We start from the raw sequence: 23128 nt of genomic DNA, 5'->3' as shown, positions 1-23128 counted from the left end.
ACCGTCCTCGCCGGACGTTCAGCGGTCGCGGCGGCTCGGGTCGGTCCCACCGGGTCGCACGGCAGCGGTGTCGGCGACGTCGATGCGGACGGTGCCGTCGGACTCCTCGTGCACCTCGACGCGGGGGTCCTCGTCGTGGGCGTCCGATCCCGACATCCGTCGGAGCGTGTCGTGCCGGCGCTCGTCGAACGTCATGTCGACCCCGTCGTCGAGGTGGTCGCGGTCCGGACCGTGCGGGTGCTTCGGTGTTGCTTCGCTCATGCCCGCGACGGTACGCGTCGGCGGGTGCACGGGCTCACCCGACCGGTGCCGTCCCGGTGCGCTCGGTCCAGTGCGCTCCGGCGTCCCACCGCGCGCGGACGGCGGCCTGGACGCGACCGCGCGGCGCGGTCGCGCGTGCGGTCGCCAGGTCGGTCCCGAAGACGAACTTCGCGGCGCTGTCGTCGCCCTCCGCCGCGTCGTGGGAGCCGGGCGGGAGCAGCGTGAACCGCCGGGCGAAGCGCACGAGGTTCGCGTCGGGGCCGAGGACATCGGCCAGTCCGGGGTCGAGCGTCCACGACCGGCAGTTCCACACCGTCGCGGCGACCTGCGGTGCGAGGCGGCGGAGGACGTCCGGGGCGGCGGCGAACGCCCGGTCGCAGGCGACCGGGTCGAGCGGCCCGGTCTCCGGGACGTGCACGCCCCAGGCCGGCGTGCCGTCCGCCAGGTGCGCGCCGAGTTCGAACTGGAGGCGCCCGACGGCCACCACGCGTCCGGTCGCCACCGCGCAGAACCAGTCCAGGCCCGTGCCCCGGACCCCGTACCGGTCGCGTTTGCGCGCCACGTCCGCGATGCTCGCGTCCGCCTGCTCGGCGGTCAGCCCTCGGCTCCGGAGCCATCGGTGGGTGACGGGCAGGACGGCGGAGACCGCGGCGAACACCAGGTCGTCCCGCTCGCCCGGCGGTGCGTCGGCGACGGTCGCGGCGAGCGCCGCCGCGAGGTCCGTGACGGGCGCGGCGGGGTCCTGGAAGCGACCGATGGCGGCGGTGAGCAGCGCGACGGAGGAGGGTCGGGCCTCCAGGCCGGTCGTGTCCGCCACCGGTCCGCTCACGGTGCGTCCCTCACTTCAGCCCGGACGACGCGAGCCCGTCGATGACCCGGCGCTGCAGGACGATGAACATGATCAGCACCGGGGCCATCGCCATCAGGCTGGCGGCCATCAGCACCGGGTAGTCGATCGTCCGGTCACTCGACAGGGTCGCGAGCCCGGCGGCGAGGGGCATGTCCTCGGCACGGGTGGACACGACGAGCGGCCAGAGCAGCTCGTTCCAGGACCACAGCACGGTCGTGATCGCGAGGACGCTGATCGACGGACGGGCGAGCGGCAGCATGATCCGCCAGAACACCTGGAACGGGTTCGCACCGTCCATGCGCGCCGCCTCTTCGAGCTCCGGCGGCAGGTTGAGGAACGCGGTCCGCATCAGGAACGTGCCGAACGCGCTGAACAGCCCCGGAGCGACGATCCCGGCGAGGGTGTCGAGCCACCCGAGTCCCTGCACGATCTGGTACTGCGAGATCAGGTAGACCTGCGACGGGACCAGCAGGATCGACAGCACGATCGCGAGCAGGACCGTCCGGCCACGGAATCGCATCCGGGCGAACGCGTACCCGGCGAGCGTGCAGAGGATGATCTGCGCGATCGTCCGGATGATCGTGACGTACACGGACGTGCCGAGCTGGCTGAGGAACGGCAGGCGCTCGAACACCTCGGTGAAGTTGTGCCACTGCAGCTGCCCCGGCCAGAACACCGGGGTGACGGACTGCACCTGCGCGTTCGTGGACAGCGACATGATGATCTGCCAGAGGAACGGGAACGCCATCGCGAACCCGCCGACGCCGAGGACGACGTGGATCCACCAGTGGCTGCCGCCGCGGCGACCTGGGCGCTTCCCGCTCCGGATGGTGGTGGTGGTCATGACTGCACCCACTTCTTCTGGACCCGGAACTGCACGAGCGTGACGATGCCGATGAGCACGAAGATCACCATGGCGATCGCCGCCGCGAAGCCCTTGTCGTTGTCGATGAACCCGGCGCTGTAGAAGTAGAAGACGAGGGACATCGTCTTCGGGATCACCGGGTTGGTGCTGCCGAGGATCGCGTAGAGCAGGTCGAACAGCTGGAAGCTCGAGATCGTCGTGACGATGACCACGAAGAAGATGCTCGGGGTCAGGAGCGGCACCGTGACGGAGCGGAACTGCCGCCACCGGCTCGCGCCGTCGAGCTCCGCTGCCTCGTAGAGCTCCGGCGGGATGTCCTTGAGCCCGGCGCCGAGGATGATCATCGAGAAGCCGAGGGACGACCACAGGCCGACGAGACTGACGGCGACCAGCGCGAAGCCGGGGGTCGAGATCCAGTACGGGCCGTCGATGCCGAACCACCCGAGGAACCAGTTCACGATGCCGTAGTCGCCGTTGAACATGATCCGCCAGACGAGGGCGATCGCGGCCGGCATCGCGACGTACGGCAGGAAGAACAGCACACGGTAGAACTGCGCGAACCGCAGACCGGGGGTGTTCAGCAGACTGGCGAGCCAGACCGCGATCGGGATCCCCACGAGGACGATCGCCGTGTAGATGACGGTGTTGAGCAGCGACTGGTAGAGCTGCGGGTCCGACAGCAGCCGGCCGTAGTTCGCCAGGCCGGAGAACGTCGCACCGCCGAAGACGCCCCACGTGGTGAACGAGTACCAGAAGGTCTGGATGATCGGCCAGATGTAGAACGTGCCGACGCCGATCAGGAGGGGCAGCACGAAGAGCCAGGGCCAGGCGCCGTCGGTGCGGGTCCGGCGGGGGTTCCGGTCGCCCCGCGGGGCGCCCCGCCCGGACGCGCGCTGCGTCCGGGCGGGGGCGGCGGCGACCGGGGTCGCCGCCGTGTCGGGATGCTCGGTGTTGATCGTCATCGGGTCTCTCCGCGACGCCGGGGCGTCACTGCTCCTTGCCGAGGGCGGTGTCCATCTTCTGGGCGAGCTCGGTCGCCACCTGGTCGACGGGGGTGGAGCCGTCGAACGCGCTCGGGAGCAGGTTCGTCTCGAGGGTGTTCCACGCGGCGGTGTTCTTCGACACGGGGAGCGGCTGGGCGTAGTCGACCGCGTCGAGGAAGACCTGCAGGTCCGCGTCGGGCATCGTCTTCGTGAAGGCGTCCTGCGTGCCGGTGTACGCCGGGATCACGGCGCCCATGTCGCCCTGCTGCTGCTGCGCGGTCTTGCCGGCGAGGTACACCTGGAGCGCCTGCGCGGCGGCCTTGTGCTTCGAGTTGGCGGAGACGACGTTCGAGACGCCGTGGATGACCGTGGCCTGCTGCTTGCCCTTGGGCAGCGGGTAGACGACGACGTCCTTCTCCATGGCGGTGTCCGTCAGCGCGGAGCGGAACCAGCTGCCGCCCTGGTACATCGCGAGCTTGCCCGAGGTGAACCACTGGTCGGCGGTCGTGTCGGTGAGCTGCTTGATCGACGGCGATGCACCCGACTTGATGAGGTCGGTCCAGAACTGCAGGCCCGCTTCGGACGCCTTCGACGCGTACCCGGACTTCGTGCCCGCGGCGTTCACGACCGAGCCACCCGCCTGGAAGATCGTGTCGTAGTACGTGGTCTGGCCGTCCATGCCACCGGCGGCGCCGTACGCACCGTCGGCCTTGAGCTTCTCGGAGAGCTCGGCGCCGGTCTTCTGGAAGTCGGCCCAGGTCCAGTCCTTCGACGGCAGGGCGACCCCGGCCTTCTCGAACAGCGCCTTGTTCACCCAGACGCCGATCGTGTCGAAGTCCTTCGGGACGCCGTACTGGGTGCCGTCGTACGTGTAGAGCTTGTTCAGCGCGGACGAGTAGTTCGCCGGGTCGATGGCGCCCGCCTTGACCTCGCCGGTGATCGGCGCGATCTTGCCGTTGGCCGCGTAGAGCTGGAAGTTCGGGCCGTTCATCCAGAACAGGTCGGGGAGCGTGTCGCTCGAGCCCTGGGTCTGCAGCTTCGTCCAGTAGTTGGCGAACGGCGTCACGTCGACGTTGACCTTGATGTCCGGGTACTCCTCGTTGAAGCCCTTGATGTTCGCCTTGATCGCGGCGACCTGGTTCTCGTCCCAGACGGCGTAGTTCAGCGTCGCCTTGGTGTCCTTCGCGGCCTTGTCGTACGCGCTGCCGGAGCTCGTGGCGCCCGAGGACGTCGAGCAGCCGGCCAGCAGGACGGCCGCGCCGAGGGCGGCGACGGCACCGAGGAGGACGCGACGTGCTCCTCGGGCTGTGGTGTGTGCGGGCATCGGGGGGTCCTTTCGCACGGCCGTCAGCGGCTGACGGTCTGGGTGGGGTGGGTGAAGTGGGTGAGCGTCTCGTCCGGCAGCGCCGGGACGTCGATGGGGACGGAACCGTTCCGCAGCGAGCGGGTGGCCAGGGCGCCGGCGGCGACCGCGGCACGGGCCGCGATCGGCGACAGGGAGGTCGGTTCCCCGAGGGCGACGAGGCGCAGGAACTCGGTCATGGTGAGGAGGTCGGCGTCCGCGTGCCCGGACTCGACGCCGTCGATCGGGTACTCCCGGTCGCCCTGCACGTCCCAGCCCCGCCGGTGGTTCCAGACCTTGACCACGCCGCCGCCGGTGTCGCCGATGTTCTCCAGGCGCCCTTCGGTCCCGATGACGGTGTAGTTCCGCCAGTAGTCCGGCGTGAAGTGGCACTGCTCGTAGCTGGCCTGCACGCCGTTGTCGAGCGTCATCATCACCATCGAGACGTCCTCGACGTCGACGACGGGGTTGAGGCCGGTCTGCTCGCGCGGCGGCCAGTTGTCCAGCGAGAACCAGTCGCCCATCAGCTCGCCGGCGCGGTCACGGCGGTCGGTGACGTCGCCGTAGACCGACAGCGAGCCCATGCCGACGACGCGGCTGGTGTACCCGCCGGCCAGGGCGTGGATGACGTCGAGGTCGTGGCTGGCCTTCTGCAGGAGGAGCGAGTTCACCTTCGTGCGGTCGGCGTGCCAGTCCTTGAAGTAGTAGTCGCCGCCGTTGCCGACGAAGTGCCGGCACCAGACGGCCTTGACCTCGCCGATCTCCCCGCGCTCCACGATCTCCCGCATCAGCCGGACGACTGCCGCGTGCCGGAAGTTGTGCCCGACGTACAGCGGGGTGCCGGTCTCGGCCGCGGTGTTCAGCACGGCGTCGGCGTCCTCGACGGTGATCGCGAGGGGCTTCTCGAGGTAGACGGCGATGCCCGCGCGGAGGAGGTCGATCGCGATCTCGGCGTGGGTCCAGTCGGGCGTCGTCACGATCGCGGCGTCCACCGCACCGACGAGGTCACGGTGGTGCTCCACGACGAGCGCGTCGGGATACTCGGCGTGCCCACGTTCCCGCCCGTCGGCGGTGACGTCCGCGACGGCGGTGACCGACGCCCGCAGGTCGGGGTGTGAGGCGACCGCCTCGGCGACGTGCCGGGCGATGGCGGACCGTTGGCCCATCCCGATCACCGCGACGCGGAGGGGTTCGTTCGTGTCGACGCTCATCTCGCTCCCTTGCGTGATTGTGACGCCCATGATGCCGAATCGATCATGAATGCACAATAGGCGCTCACGGATCGCTCACGGAAGCGAGATGCAAGGGTTTTACACGCCGGTAACGTCCGCGGCGCGCAGACGAGCACCCGGCCGACCGGCGGGAGCCCGGTCCGGCTCAGTCGGCGACGACGAGCTCCACGCCGGCCGAGGCGAGGTCCGCGGCGAAGGCCGGCGGGACGGGCTGGTCCGTGACCAGCACGTCGATGCGGTCCAGCGGGCAGATGCGCGCGAACGTCGAGCGCTCGATCTTCGTCGAGTCCGCGACGACGATGACCCGACGGCCGACGGACGCGAAGTGGCGACTCACCTCGGCCTCTCCCTCGTGCATCGTGGTGGCGCCGTACTGGCCGGTGAGACCGTCGACACCGAGGACGACGACGTCCAGCGCGAACTCGTCGAGCGTGTCACGGACCAGCGGCCCCACGAGCTCGTACGACTGGCGGCGTGCGACGCCACCGGTCACCACGATCTTGACGTTCGCCCGCACGGACAGCTCGTACCCGATGTTCAGCGCGTTCGTCACGATGGTGACGCCGTACTCGCCGTCGGCACGGATGAAGCGCTCGCTCTTGCCGAGCTCGCGCGCCACCTCGGTCGTGGTGGTGCCCCCGTTCAGGCCGACGGTCTCCCCCGGTCCGACGAGCGCGACCGCGGCACGGGCGATGGCGGTCTTCGCCTCGGCCTGCCGGGCGATCTTGTACTGCAGCGGCAGCTCGTAGCCGGCCCCGAGCGCGGCGGCCCCGCCGTGGGTGCGCGTGACGAGCCGCTGGTCGGCGAGGGTCGCGAGGTCACGGCGAGCGGTCGCTGGGGAGATCCCGAGCATCTCGCCGATCTCGGAGATCGACACGTTGCCCCGTTCGCTCACGAGTTCGAGCAGGGCGTTGAGCCGCTGTTGCGGAGTCATGGAGGCCATCCTACGGGCGAGCTGTGCGCGGTCGTTGATCGGAAATGACGTTTTGCTCTCGCTTCGCGCACGATCGCTCGCTATGCTTCCGACCACATCGATCATCGGGATCGATCCGGACCGGAAGGCACCCATGACCGACACCTTCGTGAGCGAGGAGCTCGCGTCGCAGCCGGAGACCTGGCGCGCCGCCGCGGCGCTCCTCCCCTCCTTCGTCGACTCCCTCCCCCAGCCCGGCGAACGTGTCGCCGTCGTCGGCTGCGGGACCAGCTGGTTCATCGCGATGAGCTACGCCGTCGCCCGTGAGCAGGCCGGCCTCGGGGTCACGGACGCCTTCGCCGGGTCCGAGTACCCGACCGGGCGCGAGTACGACCGCGTCGTCACGATCAGCCGTTCCGGCACGACGACCGAGATCATCTCGCTCCTGTCCGAACTGCCGACGCAGCGCACCGTCCTGATCACCGCCGTGGCGGACAGCCCCGCGGCAGCCGTCGCCGACGCCGTCGTCGCGCTCCCCTTCGCCGACGAGCGCTCGGTCGTGCAGACCCGATTCGCCACCACCGCGCTCGCGCTCCTCCGCGCGTCCATCGGTGACGACGTCGACGCGCTGGCCGTCCAGGCCGAGACCGCCCTCGCGCTCCCCATCGACGACCTGCTCGGCGCCGAGCAGGTGTCCTTCGTCGGGCGTGGTGCCGCGGTCGGTCTCACCTACGAAGCCGCGCTGAAGACCCGCGAAGCCGCGCAGTTCTGGGCGGAGTCGTACCCGGCGATGGACTACCGGCACGGACCGATCGCGATCGCACAGCCCGGGCGCCTGGTGTGGTCGCTCGGCGCGGCCCCCGAGGGCCTCGCGGACGAGGTCGCGGCCACCGGTGCCCGGTTCGTCCACCACGACCTCGACCCGATCGCCGGGCTCGTCGTGGTGCACCGGTTCGCGGTCGCCCTGGCCGAAGCCCGCGGGCTCGACCCGGACCACCCGCGCTCGCTGACCCGGTCGGTCATCCTCACCTGATGCCCGACAGCGGGGTCGTGCTCGGGGTCGACGTCGGCGGCACGGGCATCAAGGCCCGACTGACCGACGCCGTCGGCACCGTGCTCGCCGAGCAGCGGGTCCCCACCCCGCGGGACGATCCGGACGCCGAGCGGCTCGCGGCCACCGTTGCACGACTCGTGGTGGCCGCGCTCCGGACGACGGGTGGTGCCGGCCCCGCCGACCAGTCACTCGATGCCGTCGGGGTGGTCGTGCCCGGCGTCGTCGACGAGTCCACCGGCCGATCCGTCCTCTCGGTGAACCTCGGCTGGCAGGACGTCCCCGTCCGCGACCGCCTGCGGGACGCCCTCGCAGCACAGGGCATCGACGTCCCCGTGGCGTTCGGCCACGACGTCCGCGCCGGTGCCCTCGCCGAGACCCGGTCCCCCGCACTCGCCGTCGGGTCCGTCGCCTTCGTGCCCGTCGGCACCGGGCTCGCGAGCGCGCTCGTCGTCGACGGCGCCCTGGTGTCCGGTGGCGGCTGGGCGGGAGAGGTCGGGCAGGTCCGCATCGCACACGGCCCGCACGCCGGACTCCGGGTCGAGGAGATCGCCTCGGCGAGCGCCGTCGCCCGTCGCTCCGGAACGGACTCCGCGCACGCCGCGATGCTGCGGGTCCGCGACGGCGATCCCACTGCCGGAGCCGTCTGGGCGGAGTGCGTCGACGTCCTCGCCGACACCCTCGCCTGGATCACGGCCGTCGCCGGCTGCCACACGGTCGTCGTCGGCGGTGGGCTCGCCGAGTCGGGCGCGCTGCTGTTCGACCCGCTCCGTGTCGCCGTCGCCGAACGGCTCGTCGGACTGCGGGTGCCCGCCGTCGTGCCGGCCCGCCACGGTGACGCGGCCGGGGCCATCGGCGCCGGCCTCCTCGCACAGGACCTCCTCGCCACGTTCGCGACCGTCGGGGAGCACGCATGACCACGCTCGTCCGTGCTCCGCGCATCGTCACCCCGGACGCCGTGCTCGACGACGGGTGGCTGCTCGTCGGCGACGGGGTCGTCGTGGCACGTGGATCGGGCCGAGCGCCCGAGCACGCGGACGGGCCCTTCCGCGTGCACGAGGTCGCGGGCACCGTCGTCCCCGGCTTCGTCGACCTCCACGCGCACGGCGCACTCGGGCACGACTTCGCGACCTGTTCCGCCGAGGACGCCCGCGCGGTCGCCGCGCACCACGCCGCCCGCGGCACCACGTCGCTCGTCGCCTCGATCGCGACCGGTACCCCCGAGGACACGGTGGCCGCGCTCCGTCGGCTCCGCCCCCTCGTGGCCGACGGCGTCCTCGCCGGCCTCCACCTCGAGGGGCCGTGGCTCTCGCCCGCTCGCCGCGGAGCACACGCGCCGACACTCCTGCACGCTCCCGGACCGGCCGAAGTCGGCGCGTACCTCGACGCCGCCCAGGGGGCGCTCCGGATCGTGACGCTCGCTCCCGAGCTCCCCGGCGCACCGGACGCGGTCGAGCGGCTGTCCGACGCGGGCGTCATCGTGGCGATCGGCCACACCGACGCCGACGCCGCGACGGTCGAGCGAGCGGTCGACGCCGGCGCCCGGCTCGTCACCCACGTCTTCAACGGCATGCCGCCGCTGCACCACCGGTCGCCCGGCCCGGTCGGCGTCGCGCTGACCGATCCCCGTCTGAGCGTCGAGGCCATCGTCGACGGCCATCACCTCGACCCCGTGACGGTCGACCTCGTGCGGCGGAGCGCGGCGGGCCGGATGGTCCTCGTGTCCGACGCGATGGCGGCCACCGGGTGTCCCGACGGCGCCTACCGGATCGCCGGGTCCGACGTCGTCGTCGCGGACGGCGTCGCGATGCTCGCGGACGGGTCGTCGCTCGCCGGCAGCACAGGGGTCGTCGCGGACGGCTTCGCCCGCTTGCTCGACGCCGGTGCTCCGCTCACCGAGGCGGTCGATGCGTCCTCCGCCCACGCCGCCGCCCTGCTCGGCCTCCCGGTCCCCCTGGCGGTCGGCTCACGCGCCGACCTGTTCGTCGTCGGGGTCGGTCCGCTCTTCCCGGAGGTCCTCGCATGATCGTCGTCGTCACCCCGAACCCGGCCGTGGACGTCACCTACCGCGTCGACGAGCAGCGCATCGGCACGACCCAGCGCGTCCGCAGCGTCGAACGGCGCCCGGGCGGCAAGGGGCTCAACGTGGCCCGGGTTCTCGCTGCCGAGGACGTGGTGACCCACTCGGTCCTCCCCCTCGGCGGAGCCTCGGGCACCTGGATGGTCGATGCCGTCGCGGCCCTCGGGCAGCCGGTGACCGTGGTGTCGGTCCCCGGTGAGACCCGGAGCACGATCACCGTCGTGGACGACCTCGCCCACCCGACGATGTTCGGCGAACCCGGGCCGGACGTGCCCGCCAGGACCTGGCTGCGTGTCGACGAAGCGGTGCGCGCCGCGGTGCACGCCGCGCCGGACGCCGATGCACTGGTGATCGCGGGGTCGCTCCCCGTCGGCAGCCCACCCGACGTGGTCGTCCCGTGGATCACCGACGCCCTCGCGGCCGGGGCACTGGTCGTCGCCGACCTCGCGGGACCCGCGCTGCTGGCAGCCGCCGACGCCGGCGCGACCATCTGCAAACCCAACCGCGACGAACTGGCGGAAGCGACCGGCCGCACGGACGAACGTGCCGGCGCGCTCGACCTCCTCCGCCGCGGGGCGGGCACCGTCGTGGTCTCCCGCGGTTCGGCGGGCATCGCCGCACACACCGTCGACGCCGTCGTCGAGGTCCCCGCCGTCCCCGGTGTCACCGGGAACCCCACCGGCGCCGGTGACGCCGCCACCGCCGGCCTCGTCCTCGCCCTGACCCGTGGCACGGACATCGCCACAGCACTCCGTACCGCTGCCGCGTTCGGCGCCGCCGCGGTCCTGCGCCCGGTGGCCGGCGAGATCGACCACGACGCCGCCCACCGCTTCACCACCGACCTCGAGACGACCCGGAGCCACGCATGATCACCGACCTCGCCCTGACCGGACTGCTCGACTCGGCGCGCACGACCCGGAGCGGGGTCGGCGCGTTCAACGTCGTCCTCCTCGAGCACGCCGAGGCGATCGTGGACGGGGCCGTGCGCGCCGGCCTGCCCGTGATCCTGCAGATCAGCGAGAACTGCGTGCGGTACCACGGCGGCCTCGCACCGATCACGGCGGCCACGCAGGCGATCGCCCGCGCCGCCGACGTCGAGGTCCTGGTGCACCTGGACCACATCGAGGACGTCGACCTCGTCGCCGAGGGCATCGCGCTCGGCGTCGACTCGATCATGTACGACGGGTCGCACCTCGACTACGACGCCAACGTCGCTGCGACGCGGACCCTCGCCGAGCGCTGCCACCGGGCCGGGATCGCGATCGAGGCCGAGCTCGGTGAGGTCGGCGGCAAGGACGGCGTCCACGCCCCCGGTGTCCGGACCGACCCGGCCGACGCGGCGGCGTTCGTCGCGGCGACCGGCGTCGATGCGCTGGCGGTCGCGGTCGGGACCTCGCACGCGATGCAGACCCGTGAAGCCGCGGTGGACCGTGACCTCATCGGACGGCTGCACGCCGCGGTCCCCGTGCCGCTCGTCCTGCACGGGTCCTCCGGGTTGTCCGACGACGAACTGCGGGCCGCGGTGGCCGCCGGGATGACGAAGGTCAACATCTCGACGCACCTGAACGGCCTGTTCACGCGGGCGCTCCGGGACGTCCTCGACGAGCGCCCCGACGTCGTGGACCCGCGGAAGTACGTGGCCGCGGGGCGGGACGCGATCGCCGCGGAGACGGCGCGGCTGCTCACACTGCTGGCAGCCTGACGGCGACGCGGTCCCGGCCGCGGCGTCCCGGCTGCGACGTCCCGGCCGCGGCGTCCCGGCTGCGACGTCCGGCCCGCGGCAGCGTGCGGGGGCGTCACCCCTTCGTCTTGGAGTGCCACCGCAGCGTCGTCCCCTGGTACAGCGTGACGTCGCCGTTCGTCTGCATCCGGAGCACCATGCCCTTGCCCCCGTACCGGGACGTCCCCGTCGACCACTTCGCCCGCCCGAACGCGTCGTAGAGCACCACGTTGCCGTCGGACTGGACGCGGAGCGAGCTGCCCCGACCGCCGGCGACGGTGAACACCGTCTTCGTCCCGATGACGATCCGGAGCGACCCGTCGTCGAGCACGACGAACCGCCGGTGCGCCGCGGTGTCCCGGATCTCCTGCCCGGGGACCAGGCTCGCTCCGGGGAGGAGCCGGTCGCGGGTCGCGGGCGCCTGCTGCCAGAGGACGGTGGAGCCCCGGACGAGCTGCACCACCCCGAGGTCCGTCACCTGCAGCCGCGGCGCACTGCCGGTCGAGGCCTTCCCGGCACGCCAGACGGTCGCACCCGTGGTGCTGCGGACGGCCAGCGTGCCGTTCGTCCCGACCACGAGCGACGCGCCCTTCGACGCCACGTTCGACGACCACACGGCACGTCCGCCGCCCCACTCGACGAGCTTCCCGTCGGCCTGCAGGTCGAGCCACCACAGCCCGTGCGGTGACCGGATGGACGTGCCGGACGGCACCGCGACCGCGGACCCGGTGATCCCGGTCGCGGTGGCCCCGGCAGCGGCGGCGGACCCGACGACCCGCCCACGGGTGCACCCGGCGGTCGGCAGGAGCGCGCCGAGCACGGACCACCTGGGCGTCCCCAGGCCGGTCGCCCGGTCGTGCCCCTTCGTCGCCGGGTACGTGCCGTTCGTCCCCCCGGTCACGTCGCGGAAGGCCGTGGGGTGTGCGTAGAGGGTCTGGTGGAGGTCTCCGACCCCGGAAGCGCAGCCGCGGGCGCTGAGCGCCGCCGCGAGCTGCCCGGCGACGACGGGTGACGCGAGACTCGTCCCACCGCCGAGCGCGAACCCGCGCGCGGCGCCGAGGTAGATCCCGGGACCGGTCGCGGGATCGGCCACGGACGCGATGTCGGGGACCAGGCGCTTCGTCCCGGAGACGCCGACACCGCTCTGCCATGCCGGGCGTGCGTACGCGGCCGACGTGCCGCCGCCGCTCGCGCCGTACGAGTTGCCCCAGGCCGTCTCGCTCGTCGCCGAGGACGTGGTCCGGAGCGAGGTGCCCCCGACCGCGACGACGGCGGGCGACGACGCCGGGTACGTGACCGACGTCACGACGGTCTTCGGTCCGGTCGGGCACTTCGCTCCGTCGTCACCGGATGCGGCGAAGACGGTCGCCCCGGCGGCGACGATGCGCGCGATCGCGTTGTCGAACGCGGCTCGGACACCGGGCGATGTCAGCGACTCGCACGACCCCCACGAGACGCTGACGGCCACGATCCCGGCTCGACGGACGTCGTCGGCGATGCGGCTGTAGCTGTCGTAGAGCCCCTGGAACGAGTTCGGCGCGACGTACACGCGCTGGCGGGCGCCCGGTGCGGTCGCCAGCAGTGCCTCCTGGTCGAGTGCGACCTCGGACTCGCCGCCGGAACCGTCTGGTGCGTGCACGTCGGCCCCGTCGACGGAGACCTGGTCGAGCGCGGGGACCTCGCGCCCGACCGCCTTCGCGTAGGCGACGAGGTCGTTCCGGTCCCACCCGGAGAGCTGGACCGTCGCGACCGTCGTCCCCGCGCCGGCGTTCGCAGCGCTCGACGAGGCGTACGCACGGGCCAGGTCTGCTGGGGCGTACCCGCCTGGCAGCGCGGCGTGTGCGGCGGCCGGGCGCGCGTCGAGCCCGAGCACGGCGGTGACCGCGCCGCCGAACGACGACGGCAGGACGGGTTCGGCGGACGGGTGCATGCCGTCGCCGCTCCCGAGCAGCCGGATCCCGAACAGCGCCTCGGCACGGGCGGCGGTGCCGGTCGCCTCGAGCTCCCAGGTGTCACGGTCGGTGACGGTGAACCCCGCAGCCGTCAACGCTGCTCGGACCGTCGCGCCGTGCGGTGCCTCGGGGGCGACCGCGGCGACGGCGTCGGCCCGGTCTGCGGCGGTGTCGCCGGTGGTCGTGGTGGGCAGCGCTCGGAGCGCGGTCTGGTCCGTGGGCCGGAGCACGATGGTCAGGTCCACGGTCGCGTCGCCGGGCGTCCGTCCGGTGGACGGGTCGGTCGGCGTCGGAACGGAAGCGGGAGCCGCAGCGGTCGGGGACGGCACGGCAGGAGCGGCGGACGCCGGGGCGGCGAGACCGGCGGCGAGGGTCACGGCGAGCGCGGTCGCCGTCACGAGGGCGAGGGGTCGGTGCAGCATCGGCGTCACTCCATGACTGGTGCGGCACCCGATCCGTGGGCGCCGGTCCACCCGCGTCGGAGTGGACGCGAGCACGGTAACCCGTCAGGGCACCGCGGCGCTCCCCCAGTTGTGAGGCGATGTACCCCGCCGGGTCCCCCTCGCGCGCGGGCAGGCGGACCGCTGGCCGTGGACCCCGGTCAGCAGAGGGGGACGTTCACCGCGAGACCGCCCATCGCGGTCTCCTTGTACTTGGTGGACATGTCGGCACCCGTCTGCCGCATCGTCTCGACGACCTGGTCGAGCGACACGTGGTGCACCCCGTCTCCACGGAGGGCCATCCGTGCGGCGTTCACGGCCTTGTTCGCCGCGATCGCGTTCCGCTCGATGCACGGGATCTGCACGAGGCCGCCGATCGGGTCGCACGTCAGCCCGAGGTTGTGCTCCATCGCGATCTCGGCCGCGTTCTCGACCTGCTCGGGCGTCCCGCCGAGCAGTTCGGCGAGTCCGGCGGCGGCCATCGACGCCGCGGACCCCACTTCGCCCTGGCAGCCGACCTCGGCGCCGGAGATCGAGGCGCGCTCCTTGTAGATCGAGCCGATCGCGCCGGCGGTGAGCAGGAACCGCACGATCGCGTCGTCGCGGAGCTCCGAGGTGATCGCGGGGACGTAGGTCAGCGCGTAGTACAGGACTGCGGGGATGATCCCGGCGGCACCGTTGGTCGGGGCGGTGACGACCCGGCCGCCGGAGGCGTTCTCCTCGTTGACCGCCATCGCGGTGAGGTTCACCCACTCCATCGCGAAGAGGGGGTCGTGCCCGGGGTCGTCGCGCGTGAGCTGCTCGTACCAGTTCGCGGCACGGCGGCGGACGTCGAGGCCGCCCGGCAGCGTCCCGCCCCGTCGGATGCTCCGGTCGACCGAGGACTCCATCACGGCGTGGATGCCGAGGAGCCCGGAGCGGACCTCGTCGTCGGTGCGGGTCGCGGTCTCGTTCGCCAGGGCGATGCCGCTCACCGGCAGCCCGGACCGCGCGCAGGCGGCGAGGAGCTCGGCGCCGCTCGAGAACGGGTACGGCACGGCGTCGCCGACCGGGATGGCGGCGCTGGCCACGGCGGAGGTGTCCTCGCCGTCGCGGGCGATGAAGCCGCCGCCGACCGAGTAGTAGGTCTCGACTGCGAGCTCGGAGCCGCCGGCGTCGAAGGCGCGCAGCCGCATCGCGTTCGGGTGGCGCGGCAGCATCGTCAGGGGGTGCTGGACGATGTCCCGGAGGCGGAACGGGACGGTCTGCCCACCGGAGAGCCGGAGCGACCCCGTCGCTTCGAGGCCGTCGAGCGATGCGGTCATGGCGTCGGGGTCGACGCGCTCGGGCTGCTCCCCCGTCAGGCCGATCGCGACGGCGCCGAGCGTGCCGTGCCCCTGCCCGGTCGAGGCCAGCGAGCCGTACAGGTCGACGCGGATCGTGGTCAGGGGCAGCCCGGCGACACGGGATGCGAAGTCCGCGGCGGCGCGCATCGGTCCGACGGTGTGGGAACTCGACGGACCCACGCCGATGCTGAAGAGATCGAAGACGGAGACCGGCACGCCGCCACCCTAACCCGTCCGGACGGACGGACGGACGGAGGAGACGGACCAACCGACGGACGGACGAACCGGACCTCAGCGGCGGTTGCCCTCCGAGGGCATCAGGAACCACAGGACGACGTAGGCGATCCAGAGCGGCCCGGGGAAGAAGCTCAGGACGACCCAGGCGACACGGACGAACATGCGGGACCAGCCGAAGCGGTCGGCGATGCCGGCACAGACGCCGGCGAGGACGCGCCCGTTGCGGGGGCGGATGAGTGAGTTCATGTGCATCACGCTACGCACGCCGGGCGGCAGGCAGAAGGTGGTCAGCCTCCCGATCGAGGGTGGGGAGAACCCCACCGGGCGCTCAGGGGACGAGCACGATCTTCCCGCGGGTGTGCCCCTGCTCCAGTTCCTCGTACGCGTCCTGCACGCGCTCGAGCGGGTACGTGCTCGCGACGGGGACCTCGATGGCCCCTTCGGCGACCATCGCGGCGAGCGCCCCGAGGATCTCCGGGTCGGCGGTGTCCGTGCTGCCGGAGGCCTTCGCCCCGACCTCGGCCGCTGCTTCGAACGCGATGATCGTCTCGATGCGGTCCGCCGGGATCCCGAGGGCGATCCCGAGGTGCACGTACTCGGGGCCGTGCGTGTCGATGAGCGCGTCGATGCCGTTCGTCGCGAGCTCCTCGATGCGCTGCTGGAGCCCGTCGCCGTAGGCAACGGGGCGTGCCCGCTTCGACGCGAGCCACTCGTGGTTCGCCTCGGACGCGACGGCGATCACGTCGACCCCCTCGTTCGTGAGGAGCTGTGTGACGAAGCCGCCGACACCCCCGGCGGCACCGGAGACCACGACGGTCTCCCCCGGCCTCGGGTCGACGGCGCGCACCGCCGCTGCCGCCGTGGTCGCGACGATGTCGAGGCCGCCGGCGACGGTCCAGTCCAGCAGGCGCGGCTTCTGGACGACCTGCTCGGCGGGGACGGAGACGTACTCCGCCTGGCTCGAGCGCTCCCACGACCAGCCGATGACCTCTTCGCGCTCGTCGACTCCGTCGACGCCCTCGCCGACGGCCACGACGATCCCGGCGAAGTCGGTGCCCTGCCCGGACGGCAGGTCACCGCCGAAGGTCCCCTGGCGGATCGCGGACTCCCCCGGGTTGATCCCGGCGGCACGGACGCGGACGAGCACCCGGCCCGGCTCGACCGTGGGGACGGGGACCTCGGCGACATGGAGGACGCCGCGGTCACCCCACTCGTCGAAGCGGACGGCACGCATGGTCTCAGGAAGGTCAGTCATCACCCCAGACGGTACCCCTGCCGGGACGACGACCGAGGGTGGACCGCTCCAATCCGTCGGGATCCCGTGCGAGACTGACCGGATGCCCATCCTCAACAAGGACATGCAGGTGTGCATGTCGCTCGCGGCCCGGCCGAGCAACATCGGCACCCGGTTCCACAACTTCCTCTACGACGAGCTCGGGCTGAACTTCCTCTACAAGGCGTTCACGACGACCGACCTCCCCGGCGCCGTCACCGGGATCCGAGCGCTCGGCATCCGCGGATGCTCGGTGTCGATGCCGTTCAAGGAGGCGATCATCCCGCTCGTCGACACCATCGAGGAGTCGGCCGCCGCGATCCAGTCCGTGAACACCGTCGTGAACGACGACGGTGTGCTCACCGCGTCGAACACCGACTACGAGGCCGTCGCCGCCCTCCTCGCCTCCCACGACGTGGATCCGGCCTCCCGCGTGCTGCTCCGCGGCTCCGGCGGCATGGCGAAGGCGGTCACGGCGGCGTTCCGCGGCGCGGGCTTCGACCACCTCACGGTGCTCGCCCGCAACGAGGACACCGGTCCGGCCCTCGCCGACCAGTACGGCTACGCGTGGGCGCGGTCGGAGCAGGACGCCGGCGACGTCGACCTGCTCGTCAACGTCACGCCGCTCGGCATGGACGGCGACCAGGCGGAGACCCTCGCCTTCGAGCAGGACCGTGTCGACGCGGCCCACACCGTCTTCGACGTCGTCGCGATCCCCTCGGAGACCCCGCTGGTCCGCGCGGGTCGCGCCGCGGACAAGCACGTCATCACGGGTGCCGAGGTGATCGCGCTGCAGGCAGCGCGGCAGTTCGAGCGGTACACGGGCGTCGCCCTCACCGAGGACCAGGTGACGCGCGCGAGCGAGTTCAGCCGCGCTGTGTAGGTGGCAGACAGGCGGACGGGAGGCCCGTGGCGGCGCCGCCACGGGCCTCCCGTCCGGCTCGTCAGGAGTTGCGGGCGCGACCCGTCGCGACCCAGCCGAGCCGGCGCAGCGTCTCGCGGTTCCGGATCCAGATGAGCGGCTGGATGACGAAGCCGGGCACCCAGGACCCCGGTCCGGCGACGGCGTTCTCGACGATCGTGACCTTGCACCCCTTGGCGTGCGGTTCGACGCTCAGCTCGACCCGGGCCTCCCCGATCGGCCACCCCTTCGGCTGGATCACCATGTGGCGCGGCGGGTCCCACTCGAGCGACGTCGTCTCGTCGTTGATGACCAGCGGCCAGACCCCGAACGAGTGGTGCAGGCGTGTGCCGACCTCGGGCCACCCGCGCTCCTCGTTCCGGAGCCGGGACGCACCGACCACCCACGTCGTGTAGAGCCAGCCGTCCCCGAACACGTCGAAGACGTCCTCGGGCGTGCAGTGCAGGATCCGGACGTTCTTGGCCATGGTGTTCAGTCCTCCGGTGTGAGATCGACGTCTTCGGGGAGCCCGAAGGTGTGACGCAGGGAGCTCCGTGCGGCGTGCCACCCGGCCATGCCGTGCACGCCCGGGCCGGGTGCGGACGCCTCCGAGCAGAGGTACATCCCACCGCCCATCCGCCACGGGTCGCCGGAGAGCAGCGGGCGCTTCACGAGCTGCCAGAAGCTCGCGGCGCCGGCGGCGATGTCCCCGCCGACGTAGTTCGGGTTGTACTCGCCCATCTGGACCGCGGTGCGCGAGCTCGTCGCGAGGACCGTGTCGCGGAACCCCGGGGCGAACCGCTCGATCTGCCGCGTGACGATCTCGGTGTGGTCGACGTCGGATCCCGCGGGGACGTGCGCGTACGCCCAGAAGACGTGCTTGCCCTCCGGGGCGCGACTCGGGTCGACCACGGTCGGTTCGGCGCCGAGGACGTACGGCCGCTCGGCGTGACGTCCGCGTGCGACATCGCCCTCGGCCGCGGCGATCTCCGCACGCGTCCCGCCGATGTGCACGGTGCCGGCCTTCCGGAGCTCGGCGTTCGTCCACGGCACCGGGTCGGACAGCGCGAAGTCGACCTTCGCCGCGGCGTTGCCGAACCGGAACCGCCGCAGCGCACCGCGCTTCGGCGACGGGATCTGCTTCCCGGCGATCCGCAGCATCCCGGGGACGCTCGTGTCGAAGAGCACCGCCTTGGCGGTTGTCAGGTCTGCGAGGGACCGGACTTCGCGCCTGGTCTCGATGGTGCCACCGTGCGCGACGAGGTCTGCGGCGAGCGCGTCGACGATCGCCTGGCTGCCGCCGATCGGCACCGGCCAGCCCCTGGCGTGGGCGTAGACACCGAGCGAGAGGGCTGCTGCGGCCGTCGCGAGTGAGGGCATGTGCTGGATGGAGTGCGCCGCGACCCCGGTGATCATCGCCGGTGCGACGTCCTGCCGGAAGCGGGCGTTCCAGGCACTGCTGCCCTGCTCCAGCGCACGCAGACCGAACTGCAGGACGGTGAGCGGGTGCCGTGGGACGTGGAGCAGCGCGTCCGTCGCGAAGTCCGCCACCTGGTCGGCGTGCCGCGCGAGCGGGCCCATCAGGTTCCGGAACGCCGGCCCGTCCACGCCCAGCTCGGCGGCCGTGCGCTCGAGGTCCCGGTACGCGATGCCGGCGCGCCCACCGTCGAGCGGGTGGCCGTACTGCACCTCGGGGAGCCGCAGTTCGATGCGGTCCTCGAGCCGGAAACGCCGGAAGAACTCGGACTGCAGCGCCATCGGGTGCACGGCGGAGCAGACGTCGTGCAGGAACCCGGGCAGCGTGAGCTCGGCGGTACGGGCCCCGCCGCCGATGGTGTCGTTGCGCTCGACCACCTCCACGGAGAGCCCGGCGCGCGCCAACGTCACCGCGGCGGCGAGCCCGTTCGGTCCCGCCCCGACCACCACCGCATCGACCATGCACCGAGCCTACGAGGCGCGCGTGTGCGGACCCCCAGCCGCGGTGCCGGGGTCAGCTGCGGGTGGTGTCGGCGTCGGCGGCGTCCGTGCCGTCGTCGTCGGAGGCGCCGTCCGAGGCATCGTCGGTGTCCTCGACCGCGCTCGGGCCGGAGCCGACGGGGTGCTCCGCGAGCAGGGCCGCGAAGTCCTCGTCGAGCATCTGCTGCACGCGGTCGTCCCGGCCGATCTCGTAGCCCTCGGTCGGGCGCTGCGCCCACCCCAGGCGGCCGACGACGGTCGTGCCGATGTCGTCCCACGCGCGGGCCCGCGCGGCGAGGACGATGCCGTCGACGAAGCCCTGGTCGTCACGGCGTCGGTCGAGCATCGTCGCGAGCTGCTCGTACTGGGCTTCGCGCGTGCGGAGCTTGACGTCGTCGCCGCGCCGGTAGTCGTGCTGGTGCTTCGAGCGGCCCTTCTGCTTGATCGCCTTCGACCGGATCTCCCGCATCCGCTGGGCGTCGCCGCGCTGCTCCTCGGCCATCCGGTGCAGTTCTTCGCGCGTCGCCTCGGCTGCGACCGCGTGGTCGAAGAACCCCTGGTCCCGCAGGGAGTTCGTGATGATCCGGTTCGCGACGGCGATCACGACGGCCGCCTTCGAGATGAGGAAGCCCTCGTCCACCGCACGCTTGAGCTCGACCTGGCTGATGGGTCGCTCGGTGGAGTCCTTGCCACGCCGTCCGAACAGAGCCATGACGACGACGATACCGGCGGCGGGTGACCATCAGTCCGCAGGGGGACCCGGATCCCCACCGGGAGGGACGACTCGCCCCGAGCGGGTCCGTAGCGTCGCAGGCATGGTCACGTACTCCGAATCCCCCAGGACCGGCCTCGGCACCGCGAGTCTCGTGCTCGGCATCTGCTCGCTGCTCGCGGGGTGGACGTTCTTCGCCCCGATCGTCGGGCTCTGCCTCGGGATCGCGTCCCGCGGCCGCGAACCGCTCGCGCGCGGCCGCGCCGGGTGGGGCATCCTGCTCAACGTCATCGCCCTCGCCGTCTGGATCGTGCTCGTCGCGCTGTTCGTCGGGTTCGGCACGTTCGCGGCGTGGCAGCACGCCACCCAGGGGTCCTGACGGCCGACCGGAGCGGTCGGGTCAGAGGACCCGGCCGTAGAGGGCGACGTCGACCCGCGCGGGCCCGAGCGGCAGTGCGCCCCGCAGGGTCCCCTCGTGCGTGAAGCCGAGCCGCTCGGCGAGCCCGCGGCTCCGCTCGTTGCCGACGGCCGTGCGGATCTCGACCCGTCTCGCGCCCCGCGCCCCGGCGACCGAGACGAGGACGGAGGCCGCCCGCCGGACGATGCCCCGTCCCTCCTGGCCGGCATCGATCCAGTAGCCGAGCGACGCCTGCCCGAGGTACGTGTCGAAGGCCAGTGACGCGGCACCGACGACGCGGTCGTCCACGCGGATGACGCACGGCAACGACCGGTCCATCGCGTACTGGGCGAGCATCCGTTCGGTGTGCAGGGACGTGTCCTCGAGCGTCTGCGACCCCCACGCCCACGGTTCGGCGGCACGGAGGCGGTCGAGGTTCGCGAGCACGAGGTCGTGCACCGCCTCGACGGTCGAGAGGTCCCGCAGCGTCAGCGTGCAGCCGTCGCCGAGGTCCCGCCCGAATGCCGTCACCGGTCCGACACTATGCACCTGCGGCGCTACTCGTACCGGAGTGCCTCGATCGGGTTCTGACGTGCTGCCCGTCGGGCGGGCAGCGTGCCCGCGAGGAAGGCGATCACCATCACCACGACGATGATCGTGATCACCGAGGACGGCGCGAACTGCAGGATGTGCAGCCCTGGCAGGTCCTTGAGCACGGTCCCGGCGAGGACGTTGGAGATCCCCGTCCCGAGCGCGATCGCCACACCGGCGCCGATCGCACTGCCGAGGAAGCCGATGAACACGGCCTCGAGCGAGAACAGTGTGTAGACCTTGCCGCCACCCATGCCCATCGCCTTCATCAGGCCGATCTCGCGGGTGCGCTCCTGCACGCTCATCAGGAGCGTGTTGATGATGCCGAACCCGGCCGCGATGAGCGCGATGACGGCGAAGGCGTTGAGCACGCCGACGATGCCGTTGATGACGGTCTGGAACTGCCCGAGCTGGTCCTGGATGGTCTGCCCGGTGTAGCCGTCCTTCGACAGGGCGCTCTTCACCGTGGACGCGGTCGCACCGTCGCTCAGGGTGGCCGAGGCGCTGGCGTACGAGGTGGCGATCGATGCCGGCTTGCCGGTCTCCTGCGCCTGCTGCATCGCGTCCGTCAGCGCGGAGTTCGCACCGGCGCTCCCGCCGAACAGCGACTCGTTCTGCACGCCCACCACGGTCGCGGTGAGGGTGTGCTCGGCGCCCTGGTAGTCGTCCACCGCGAAGGTGAGCTCCTTGCCGACGGCCGCCTTCGCGCTGCCGAGCCCGAGGTTCTTCAGGTAGTTCGTCGGCAGGATCACCTGGTTCGCGTCGGTGCTGTCGTCGAGCTGCTTGCCCGAGGCCAGGTCCGCCTTGAGTTCACCGGCATTGGCGGACAACGCGACGACGTACTTGCCCTCGCTGCCGTACTCGGCGTACTTCGGGCTGAGCGCGACCGCCGGCCGCACCGTGTCGATGCCCGTGACGTCCTTGATCTTGTCGACGTCGGACTGCGAGAGGTACCCGAAGGAGGCCGGCCCGCGGTCGACGCTCTGGGTGGACGCATCCGGGTCGTACTTCGCGGGGCCGCTGTCCGTCGAGGAACTGTCGACCGTCTTCGTGATCGTCAGCGCACCGGTGTCGCCGATCGACGCGACCTGGGTGTCGATGTAGTTGCCGACGCCGGTGCCGATGGCGGAGGTGAGGGTGATCGTGAAGGCACCGATGAAGATCGCGATGACCGTCAGCGTGGTGCGGAGCTTGGAGCGGAAGGTGTTGCCGACCGCGGTCTTCAGGAGGTCGAGGAAGTTCATGCGGAGTGCCTTCCGTGCTCGTGGGCACCCGGGGCGGGCGCATCGGCACCGCCGGACCCGCCGGACCCGCCGGACCCGCCGGACCCGCCGACGATGAGACCGTCGCGGACGTTGACGCTGCGGTCGCACCGTGCGGCCAGTTCCTCGTCGTGGGTGACGACGACGAGCGTGATCCCGCGCTCGCGCTGCAGCCCGAAGAGCATGTCCTCGACGACTTCACCGGTGTTCGTGTCGAGGTTGCCGGTGGGCTCGTCGGCGAAGATCACGCTCGGCTCCCCCACGAGCGCTCGCGCGATGACCACGCGCTGCTTCTGCCCGCCGGAGAGGTCGTTCGCGTCGTTCTTGGCCTTGTCCGCCAGCCCCAGGGCGTCGAGCGCGGCCATCCCCCGGCGCTTCCGCTCCGCACCCGAGATGCCCGCGATCTTCAGCGGCAGCACGACGTTGTCGAGCACGGAGGTCTTCGGCGTCAGGAAGAACTGCTGGAACACGAACCCGAAGGTGCTGTTCCTGGTGCGGTTCACCTGCCGGGCGCTGAGCGTCGCCGCGTCGGTGCCGTCCAGCAGGATCTCGCCCGAGGACGGCTTGTCGAGCAGCGCCAGCAGGTGCATGAGCGTCGACTTGCCGGATCCGGACTTGCCGACGATCGCCAGGCTCTCGCCCTGGTGCACCGCGAGCGACACTCCCTTCAGCGCATCGAACCGCGTGGAACCGCGGCCGTAGGTCCTCGTGAGGTCTCTGGCCTCGAGCACGGGAGTGGTCATGCGCCAACCGTACTGTCCGTTGCACGACTGAAAGTTTGCGTT

Annotated in this window: 24 protein-coding genes; 7 read left to right on the top strand and 17 right to left on the bottom strand. The window is 72.0% G+C overall.

All coding sequences use genetic code 11. The features are described from left to right. Positions 1-18 precede the first annotated feature (18 nt). The 7 genes from EDF27_RS04425 to EDF27_RS04395 all read right to left on the bottom strand — a co-directional run bounded on the left by EDF27_RS04425 (position 19) and on the right by EDF27_RS04395 (position 6467). Positions 19-261 carry a hypothetical protein gene (locus EDF27_RS04425; protein ID WP_123654927.1) on the bottom strand — a complete coding sequence of 81 codons (243 nt, stop codon included), beginning with the start codon at positions 259-261 and terminating at the stop codon, positions 19-21. 34 nt (positions 262-295) lie between these two features. Then, positions 296-1090 carry a hypothetical protein gene (locus tag EDF27_RS04420; protein WP_132047485.1) on the bottom strand — a complete coding sequence of 265 codons (795 nt, stop codon included), beginning with the start codon at positions 1088-1090 and terminating at the stop codon, positions 296-298. A 10-nt stretch (positions 1091-1100) separates the two neighbouring features. Continuing rightward, positions 1101-1955, bottom strand: coding sequence for a carbohydrate ABC transporter permease (locus EDF27_RS04415; protein WP_243698195.1), 855 nt, complete (start codon positions 1953-1955; stop codon positions 1101-1103). Next, positions 1952-2938 carry a sugar ABC transporter permease gene (locus EDF27_RS04410; RefSeq protein WP_132047483.1) on the bottom strand — a complete coding sequence of 329 codons (987 nt, stop codon included), beginning with the start codon at positions 2936-2938 and terminating at the stop codon, positions 1952-1954. Before EDF27_RS04410 ends, EDF27_RS04415 begins: the two co-directional genes overlap by 4 nt. A gap of 25 nt (positions 2939-2963) precedes the next feature. After that, positions 2964-4283: a sugar ABC transporter substrate-binding protein gene (locus tag EDF27_RS04405; protein WP_132047481.1), complete on the bottom strand. Its 1320-nt coding sequence runs from the start codon at positions 4281-4283 to the stop codon at positions 2964-2966. A gap of 23 nt (positions 4284-4306) precedes the next feature. Further along, positions 4307-5512 (bottom strand): Gfo/Idh/MocA family oxidoreductase, encoded by a 1206-nt coding sequence (locus EDF27_RS04400; protein ID WP_132047478.1) that lies wholly within the window; start codon positions 5510-5512, stop codon positions 4307-4309. A 166-nt stretch (positions 5513-5678) separates the two neighbouring features. Next, positions 5679-6467 (bottom strand): DeoR/GlpR family DNA-binding transcription regulator, encoded by a 789-nt coding sequence (locus tag EDF27_RS04395; protein WP_165931354.1) that lies wholly within the window; start codon positions 6465-6467, stop codon positions 5679-5681. A gap of 133 nt (positions 6468-6600) precedes the next feature. On the opposite strand from EDF27_RS04395, the gene EDF27_RS04390 reads away from it, so the two are divergent. Genes EDF27_RS04390 through EDF27_RS04370 form a run of 5 tightly spaced genes read left to right on the top strand, consistent with a single transcriptional unit; the run spans position 6601 to position 11279 of the window. After that, positions 6601-7479, top strand: a complete 879-nt coding sequence (locus tag EDF27_RS04390) for an SIS domain-containing protein (RefSeq protein WP_132047476.1) — start codon at positions 6601-6603, stop codon at positions 7477-7479. Then, positions 7479-8414 (top strand): ROK family protein, encoded by a 936-nt coding sequence (locus EDF27_RS04385; protein ID WP_132047474.1) that lies wholly within the window; start codon positions 7479-7481, stop codon positions 8412-8414. Before EDF27_RS04390 ends, EDF27_RS04385 begins: the two co-directional genes overlap by 1 nt. Continuing rightward, the gene (locus tag EDF27_RS04380; RefSeq protein ID WP_132047472.1) at positions 8411-9523 is read left to right on the top strand and encodes an amidohydrolase family protein; all 1113 of its coding nucleotides are present in this window, start codon (positions 8411-8413) and stop codon (positions 9521-9523) included. The genes EDF27_RS04385 and EDF27_RS04380 overlap by 4 nt, the downstream gene beginning before the upstream one ends. Beyond that, positions 9520-10446: a hexose kinase gene (locus EDF27_RS04375; RefSeq protein ID WP_132047470.1), complete on the top strand. Its 927-nt coding sequence runs from the start codon at positions 9520-9522 to the stop codon at positions 10444-10446. Before EDF27_RS04380 ends, EDF27_RS04375 begins: the two co-directional genes overlap by 4 nt. After that, on the top strand, positions 10443-11279 hold the full coding sequence (locus EDF27_RS04370) for a class II fructose-bisphosphate aldolase (RefSeq protein ID WP_207909557.1): 837 nt from the start codon (positions 10443-10445) through the stop codon (positions 11277-11279). Before EDF27_RS04375 ends, EDF27_RS04370 begins: the two co-directional genes overlap by 4 nt. 94 nt (positions 11280-11373) lie before the next feature. Here EDF27_RS04370 and EDF27_RS04365 read toward each other — a convergent pair whose 3' ends face one another. From EDF27_RS04365 to EDF27_RS04350, 4 genes are all read right to left on the bottom strand, one after another. Continuing rightward, positions 11374-13671: a S8 family serine peptidase gene (locus EDF27_RS04365; RefSeq protein WP_132047468.1), complete on the bottom strand. Its 2298-nt coding sequence runs from the start codon at positions 13669-13671 to the stop codon at positions 11374-11376. 179 nt (positions 13672-13850) lie between these two features. Then, complete coding sequence (locus EDF27_RS04360) at positions 13851-15230, bottom strand: L-serine ammonia-lyase (protein ID WP_132047466.1); 1380 nt, start codon at positions 15228-15230, stop codon at positions 13851-13853. Between the two features lie 75 nt (positions 15231-15305). Next, on the bottom strand, positions 15306-15497 hold the full coding sequence (locus EDF27_RS04355; protein WP_123701415.1) for a PspC domain-containing protein: 192 nt from the start codon (positions 15495-15497) through the stop codon (positions 15306-15308). Between the two features lie 82 nt (positions 15498-15579). Further along, positions 15580-16506: an NADP-dependent oxidoreductase gene (locus EDF27_RS04350; RefSeq protein ID WP_243698194.1), complete on the bottom strand. Its 927-nt coding sequence runs from the start codon at positions 16504-16506 to the stop codon at positions 15580-15582. 82 nt (positions 16507-16588) lie between these two features. Between EDF27_RS04350 and EDF27_RS04345 the strand changes: the two genes are divergently transcribed. After that, a complete protein-coding gene (locus EDF27_RS04345; RefSeq protein ID WP_132047464.1) occupies positions 16589-17407 on the top strand; it encodes a shikimate 5-dehydrogenase in 819 nt (272 codons plus the stop codon). Positions 17408-17468: 61 nt separating this feature from the next. Here EDF27_RS04345 and EDF27_RS04340 read toward each other — a convergent pair whose 3' ends face one another. The 3 genes from EDF27_RS04340 to EDF27_RS04330 are packed head-to-tail and all read right to left on the bottom strand — an operon-like array spanning position 17469 to position 20093. After that, positions 17469-17912: an SRPBCC family protein gene (locus EDF27_RS04340; RefSeq protein WP_123654940.1), complete on the bottom strand. Its 444-nt coding sequence runs from the start codon at positions 17910-17912 to the stop codon at positions 17469-17471. Between the two features lie 5 nt (positions 17913-17917). Further along, complete coding sequence (locus tag EDF27_RS04335; RefSeq protein WP_132047462.1) at positions 17918-19363, bottom strand: NAD(P)/FAD-dependent oxidoreductase; 1446 nt, start codon at positions 19361-19363, stop codon at positions 17918-17920. 52 nt (positions 19364-19415) lie between these two features. After that, a complete protein-coding gene (locus EDF27_RS04330) occupies positions 19416-20093 on the bottom strand; it encodes a hypothetical protein (RefSeq protein ID WP_123700954.1) in 678 nt (225 codons plus the stop codon). 103 nt (positions 20094-20196) lie between these two features. Here EDF27_RS04330 and EDF27_RS04325 point away from each other — a divergent pair, with 103 nt between their 5' ends. Further along, positions 20197-20472, top strand: a complete 276-nt coding sequence (locus EDF27_RS04325; protein ID WP_123654943.1) for a hypothetical protein — start codon at positions 20197-20199, stop codon at positions 20470-20472. Between the two features lie 21 nt (positions 20473-20493). On the opposite strand, the gene EDF27_RS19570 is transcribed toward EDF27_RS04325, so the two are convergent. Genes EDF27_RS19570 through EDF27_RS04310 form a run of 3 tightly spaced genes read right to left on the bottom strand, consistent with a single transcriptional unit; the run spans position 20494 to position 23086 of the window. Continuing rightward, positions 20494-21021, bottom strand: coding sequence for a GNAT family N-acetyltransferase (locus EDF27_RS19570; RefSeq protein ID WP_165931353.1), 528 nt, complete (start codon positions 21019-21021; stop codon positions 20494-20496). Between the two features lie 26 nt (positions 21022-21047). Continuing rightward, complete coding sequence (locus tag EDF27_RS04315) at positions 21048-22325, bottom strand: ABC transporter permease (protein WP_123654945.1); 1278 nt, start codon at positions 22323-22325, stop codon at positions 21048-21050. After that, positions 22322-23086, bottom strand: a complete 765-nt coding sequence (locus EDF27_RS04310) for an ABC transporter ATP-binding protein (protein WP_123654946.1) — start codon at positions 23084-23086, stop codon at positions 22322-22324. Before EDF27_RS04310 ends, EDF27_RS04315 begins: the two co-directional genes overlap by 4 nt. Positions 23087-23128: the final 42 nt, after the last annotated feature.

Source organism: Curtobacterium sp. PhB136 (assembly GCF_004346855.1).
In the GTDB taxonomy this organism is placed as follows: domain Bacteria; phylum Actinomycetota; class Actinomycetes; order Actinomycetales; family Microbacteriaceae; genus Curtobacterium.
Note: the sequence above shows the minus strand (reverse complement) of the source record. Positions and strands in the feature narration are given on the sequence as shown.

Coding starts and splice junctions, on each gene's coding strand:
- EDF27_RS04425 (WP_123654927.1), bottom strand. CDS start 261: ATGAGCGAAGCAACACCGAAGCACCCGCACGGTCCGGACCGCGACCAC.
- EDF27_RS04415 (WP_243698195.1), bottom strand. CDS start 1,955: ATGACCACCACCACCATCCGGAGCGGGAAGCGCCCAGGTCGCCGCGGC.
- EDF27_RS04410 (WP_132047483.1), bottom strand. CDS start 2,938: ATGACGATCAACACCGAGCATCCCGACACGGCGGCGACCCCGGTCGCC.
- EDF27_RS04405 (WP_132047481.1), bottom strand. CDS start 4,283: ATGCCCGCACACACCACAGCCCGAGGAGCACGTCGCGTCCTCCTCGGT.
- EDF27_RS04400 (WP_132047478.1), bottom strand. CDS start 5,512: ATGAGCGTCGACACGAACGAACCCCTCCGCGTCGCGGTGATCGGGATG.
- EDF27_RS04395 (WP_165931354.1), bottom strand. CDS start 6,467: ATGACTCCGCAACAGCGGCTCAACGCCCTGCTCGAACTCGTGAGCGAA.
- EDF27_RS04390 (WP_132047476.1), top strand. CDS start 6,601: ATGACCGACACCTTCGTGAGCGAGGAGCTCGCGTCGCAGCCGGAGACC.
- EDF27_RS04385 (WP_132047474.1), top strand. CDS start 7,479: ATGCCCGACAGCGGGGTCGTGCTCGGGGTCGACGTCGGCGGCACGGGC.
- EDF27_RS04380 (WP_132047472.1), top strand. CDS start 8,411: ATGACCACGCTCGTCCGTGCTCCGCGCATCGTCACCCCGGACGCCGTG.
- EDF27_RS04375 (WP_132047470.1), top strand. CDS start 9,520: ATGATCGTCGTCGTCACCCCGAACCCGGCCGTGGACGTCACCTACCGC.
- EDF27_RS04370 (WP_207909557.1), top strand. CDS start 10,443: ATGATCACCGACCTCGCCCTGACCGGACTGCTCGACTCGGCGCGCACG.
- EDF27_RS04365 (WP_132047468.1), bottom strand. CDS start 13,671: ATGCTGCACCGACCCCTCGCCCTCGTGACGGCGACCGCGCTCGCCGTG.
- EDF27_RS04355 (WP_123701415.1), bottom strand. CDS start 15,497: ATGAACTCACTCATCCGCCCCCGCAACGGGCGCGTCCTCGCCGGCGTC.
- EDF27_RS04350 (WP_243698194.1), bottom strand. CDS start 16,506: ATGACTGACCTTCCTGAGACCATGCGTGCCGTCCGCTTCGACGAGTGG.
- EDF27_RS04345 (WP_132047464.1), top strand. CDS start 16,589: ATGCCCATCCTCAACAAGGACATGCAGGTGTGCATGTCGCTCGCGGCC.
- EDF27_RS04340 (WP_123654940.1), bottom strand. CDS start 17,912: ATGGCCAAGAACGTCCGGATCCTGCACTGCACGCCCGAGGACGTCTTC.
- EDF27_RS04335 (WP_132047462.1), bottom strand. CDS start 19,363: ATGGTCGATGCGGTGGTGGTCGGGGCGGGACCGAACGGGCTCGCCGCC.
- EDF27_RS04330 (WP_123700954.1), bottom strand. CDS start 20,093: ATGGCTCTGTTCGGACGGCGTGGCAAGGACTCCACCGAGCGACCCATC.
- EDF27_RS04325 (WP_123654943.1), top strand. CDS start 20,197: ATGGTCACGTACTCCGAATCCCCCAGGACCGGCCTCGGCACCGCGAGT.
- EDF27_RS04315 (WP_123654945.1), bottom strand. CDS start 22,325: ATGAACTTCCTCGACCTCCTGAAGACCGCGGTCGGCAACACCTTCCGC.
- EDF27_RS04310 (WP_123654946.1), bottom strand. CDS start 23,086: ATGACCACTCCCGTGCTCGAGGCCAGAGACCTCACGAGGACCTACGGC.